The 364-nt window shown below is 59.3% G+C and carries 1 protein-coding gene; it reads left to right on the top strand.

The genetic code is table 11. From position 1 onward, the window contains the following. Positions 1-364: hypothetical protein (locus E1189_RS01345; RefSeq protein ID WP_196220965.1), on the top strand; the 364-nt coding region annotated here is incomplete at both ends.

Raw genomic sequence — 364 nt, 5'->3', positions numbered from 1 at the left:
GGCTCTGGGCAGGCACCTTGAGGTTATGGGAGGAGCGGACAGCTTGAAAGCAGCTCTGGACATTTTTACCCGACTACGCACCCGGGCGGCAGGTGGAGAAGTAAACACCCCCTGTGATGACAAGGATATTGAGTTAACACTGGGCAGGCACCTCGAGGTTATGGGGGGAGCGGACAACCTGAGAGTGGCCCTGAACATCTTTACCCAGCTGCGCACCCGGGCAGCCGGAGGGCAGGCAAACACCCCCTGTGATGACAAAGAGGTCGAACTGGCTCTGGGCGGACTACTTCAGGCCATGGGAGGCACGCACAACCTGAAAGTGGCCTTGGATATCTATACCCGGCTACGCACCCAGGCGGCAGGT

The organism is Parendozoicomonas verongulae (genome assembly GCF_009711465.1).
GTDB lineage: Bacteria > Pseudomonadota > Gammaproteobacteria > Pseudomonadales > Endozoicomonadaceae > Sansalvadorimonas > Sansalvadorimonas verongulae.
Note: the sequence above shows the minus strand (reverse complement) of the source record. Positions and strands in the feature narration are given on the sequence as shown.